At 49.9% G+C, this 3,927-nt stretch carries 5 protein-coding genes; 4 read left to right on the top strand and 1 reads right to left on the bottom strand.

The features are described from left to right. Positions 1 to 711: amino acid permease (locus H1R82_RS14250; protein ID WP_181821711.1), on the bottom strand; the 711-nt coding region annotated here is incomplete at its 3' end. Between the two features lie 182 nt (positions 712 to 893). Between H1R82_RS14250 and H1R82_RS14255 the strand changes: the two genes are divergently transcribed. From H1R82_RS14255 to pyrR, 4 genes are all read left to right on the top strand, one after another. Further along, entirely contained in the window at positions 894 to 1,589 is a 696-nt protein-coding gene (locus H1R82_RS14255) for a TraR/DksA C4-type zinc finger protein (protein ID WP_181730812.1), read from the top strand. Positions 1,590 to 1,668: 79 nt separating this feature from the next. After that, positions 1,669 to 2,157, top strand: coding sequence for a signal peptidase II (gene lspA / locus H1R82_RS14260; RefSeq protein ID WP_181730811.1), 489 nt, complete (start codon positions 1,669 to 1,671; stop codon positions 2,155 to 2,157). Then, the gene (locus H1R82_RS14265; RefSeq protein ID WP_232333830.1) at positions 2,154 to 3,089 is read left to right on the top strand and encodes an RluA family pseudouridine synthase; all 936 of its coding nucleotides are present in this window, start codon (positions 2,154 to 2,156) and stop codon (positions 3,087 to 3,089) included. Before lspA ends, H1R82_RS14265 begins: the two co-directional genes overlap by 4 nt. 202 nt (positions 3,090 to 3,291) lie before the next feature. After that, entirely contained in the window at positions 3,292 to 3,837 is a 546-nt protein-coding gene (pyrR, locus tag H1R82_RS14270) for a bifunctional pyr operon transcriptional regulator/uracil phosphoribosyltransferase PyrR (RefSeq protein ID WP_181730810.1), read from the top strand. Positions 3,838 to 3,927 lie beyond the last annotated feature (90 nt).

Raw genomic sequence — 3,927 nt, forward strand, 5'->3', positions numbered from 1 at the left:
CCGGATTATGATATCTTTAATCACTTTGGGCAAGGATTTTTCCGGATCTTTCATTTCAGTGATGGTGAGCCCGATCATTTCGGTTCCGCCATAGGAGAAGATCACAATCAAGAGGGAGGAAATTACGCCTTTCCATCCGAGAGGCAAGAAACCGCCGTGTGCCGTCAGATGGGTGAGATACGGCGGATTTTCCGTCGGAATCCATCCAAACATCAATCCGGAACCCAAAATGACAAAAGCCATCAGTGTAAACACTTTGATGCCGGTCAACCAAAATTCCACTTCTCCGAACAGACCGACACTCAACAGGTTTAAACCGACCAGCACCAAAGCGACCAAAAAGCTGAGCAGCCAGACCGGAAGACCGGTAAACCAGTAATGCAAAAAGGTTCCGGCGGCCACGATTTCCACGGCCATCACCAAAATCCACATGATGAAATAAATCCAACCGACCACAAATGAAACCTGGTATCCCAATGCTTTATAAATGAGTCCCCTTATATCCAATCCTTTGTTGGCAAGCGCCATTTCCGCAAGCGATCCCATTACAATAAACAACAAAACTCCGGCGATCAAATAAGCGATCAGAACCCCGGGACCGGCGGATTGAATCGTTTCTGCACTGCCCTGAAAAATCCCCGCTCCGATTGCGCCTCCCAGGGCAATCATTTGAACGTGGCGAGGGCGTAATTTTCTTTGCAATTGGCTCATTCGTTGTCTTCACCCCTCACTTTATTACCCAAAAGCATAACAGCATAAAAGTGAAAAAGAAAGGGGTTTAATAAATTTATGTTTATTCGAAATTATCGGATCGCCAACGAATGGGATACATGAAAAGGGGGTCAGGCGGAGAAGATATTGCTGACTCCATCAAACAGGAGGTGAAATGTAAAGTGGCAAATCCGGTTGTCCGGCAAAGGCTGCGCCAGAAATTGGAACAGGAAAAAAGCCAAATTGAAAAACGGTTGAAACAAAACGATTCTTACGGCATGGATCAAAGCATGAACGGATCGATCGGTGAATTGTCCGGTTATGATAACCACCCGGCCGATTTGGGGACGGAGATTTTCGAGCGGGGCAAAGATTTGGCCTTGAATGAAAATGATGAGCGCCGGTTGAAGGAAATTGACAAGGCCCTGGAGAGGATGGATCAGGGAACCTACGGGATTTGCAAAGTTTGCGGCCAAGAGATCGCGGAAGACCGGCTGGAAGCGGTGCCGACTGCGGAGTATTGTGTCCATCATCATCCGGAGCAACATTCCTCCATCCGGCGTCCGGCGGAAGAAAAAGTCATGGATCCCGGCGGCCACAATCAGGACCAAAGTGACAAGAACTTTTACGATGGAGAAGATGCCTGGCAGGATGTGGAACAGTATGGCACTTCCAATCCCCCGGATTTTTTTGTGGAAGGAAGGAATTATAATGAGTTGACGGTTGATTCGCATGAACACCGGGGGTATGTGGACTTGACAGAAGGGTTTTCGATTACGGATTTATCCGGGGAAACGGGTGAGATCACCGAAATCACCCACAATGATGCCTACGCTCAAAAAGAGCGGGAAGAACGGAAGAACGACCCGTTGTCGTAAGCTTGTGAGAAGACTCCGGCCTGTGCTACAATCGGAGGGATAAAAGGATTACCGACGGTGGGGGACAGGAGGAGGACTCTTGAGATATTATTTGATTGCGTTACTCATTCTTTTATCGGATCAAACCACAAAATGGCTCGTTGAACATAAAATGAATCTGTATGAATCCATTCCGGTGATTGACGGTTTTTTCTATCTGACCTCGCACCGGAACCGGGGAGCCGCATTTGGCATTTTGCAGGATAAAATTTGGCTGTTTGTCTCCATCACGATGATTGTCATTGGATTTGTGGTTTATTACTTATGGCAGGTCAAAGATGAAAAAAAACCCTGGATGCCGACGGCGTTTTCCCTGATTTTGGGCGGGGCCGCCGGCAATTTGATCGACCGGATCCGGTTGGGAGAAGTGGTGGATTTCCTGCATTTCCAATTCGGCGCCTATCAATTTCCGATCTTTAATCTTGCGGATTCATCGATCGTGGTCGGCGTTTTTCTGCTCGTCTTGTTGACTTTTGCCAGTCCCGCGGCGGAAAAAGAGCCTTTGACCAAAGCGAGGGACACGCAATGAACGAGTCATGGGAAAACATGGAGTATTATGAGTGGACCGTCGATGATTCGGCAGACGGGGAACGGTTGGACAAATTCCTTCCCCAAAAAAATGAAGAATGGTCGCGCGCACGGGTTCAAGAATGGATCCGTGCCCAATTGGCTTGGGTGAACGGAAAAAATAAAAAAGGAAATTACCGTTTGAAGCAAGGGGATGTGGTCACCCTCAAAGTCCCGCCGGTCACAGAGGCCGAAATCCGCCCGGAACCGATTCCCCTGGACATCCGATATGAAGACCAGGATGTCATTGTGGTGAATAAACCCCGGGGGATGGTGGTCCATCCGGGGCCGGGAAACGACTCGGGAACGTTGGTTCATGCGCTTTTGGCCCATTGCGGGGATGAACTGTCGGGGATCGGAGGGGTTGCCCGGCCCGGAATCGTTCATCGCATTGACAAGGACACCTCCGGCTTGTTGATGGTGGCCAAAAATGATCTGGCACACCAGTCGTTGGCGGCACAATTAAAGGAGCATTCGGTTGAGCGGGTGTATGTTGCCTTTTGCCATGGTGTGATTCCACACGATCACGGCACGGTGGATGCACCCATCGGCAGGGATCCCAAACACCGCCAGCGAATGACCGTGATCTCGCAAAACAGCAAACCGGCGGTCACGCATTTTTTTGTGCGGGAACGGTTTGATAAGGCGACATGGGTGGAGTGCCGGCTGGAGACGGGCCGGACGCACCAGATTCGGGTACATATGAAATATATCGGTCATCCGCTCATCGGGGACCCGGTCTACGGTCCGAAGAAAAATGCCTATGCGATCGAGGGGCAAGCCCTGCATGCCCAAGTGCTCGGTTTTACGCACCCGAGAACGGGCCGGCGCATCCGCTTGGAAGCGGAGTGGCCGGAGGATATGGAGAAAATTTACAAGGCATTAAAGCAGTAGGTTTGTTGACAAGCACAGAGCCAACCGTTATGATACAGATAAGTGAAAAGGAACCTTTAAATCCAGTCCAGTGAGGCTGGCAAGGGCACGGAAATGTAAAAAAGGGTTGGTATGCCCTTTTTCAGGAGGTCTTTGTCTGCCGTCTGGCAAGGCAAAGACTTTTTTTGTGCCGCCGAAATTAAAGAAGGGAGTTCTTTAGAGCATGGGAAAGGAAAAAGTGATCTTGGATGAAGCAGCGATTCGCCGGGCGTTAACCCGAATTGCACATGAAATTTTGGAGCGGAACAAGGGCGTGGATGACTGTGTTCTGATCGGGATTAAAACCAGAGGGATTTATCTGGCTGACCGGCTGAAAGAGCGGATCCATCAGATTGAAGGAAAATCCCTTCCTTGCGGTGAGTTGGACATCACGCTTTATCGCGACGATTTGACGGAAAAAAATGACCAACCCGAAGTGCGGGAAACCAACATCCCGGACATCAGCGGAAAAAAAGTGATTTTGGTCGACGATGTCTTGTTTACGGGAAGAACGGTTCGGGCCGCCATGGATGCTTTGATCGACCGGGGACGCCCGCAGATGATTCAACTGGCTGTCCTCGTTGACCGCGGGCATCGCGAACTGCCGATCCGTCCCGACTATGTCGGCAAAAATGTTCCCACCTCCCGGGCGGAAGTGGTTTCGGTTTATCTCTCGGAAGTAGATGAAGGAGAAGAACGGGTCAGTATCCGACAACAAAATCAAGGATAAGCATCAATCCCTTTTAAATCGGTCCAGTGAGTCCGGCAAAGGGATGCGGTTGACAAACAAGCGCTGTATTGTTTTACTGCGTCTCTTTGC

The organism is Thermoactinomyces intermedius (assembly GCF_013912365.1).
Classification (GTDB): Bacteria; Bacillota; Bacilli; order Thermoactinomycetales; family Thermoactinomycetaceae; genus Thermoactinomyces; species Thermoactinomyces intermedius.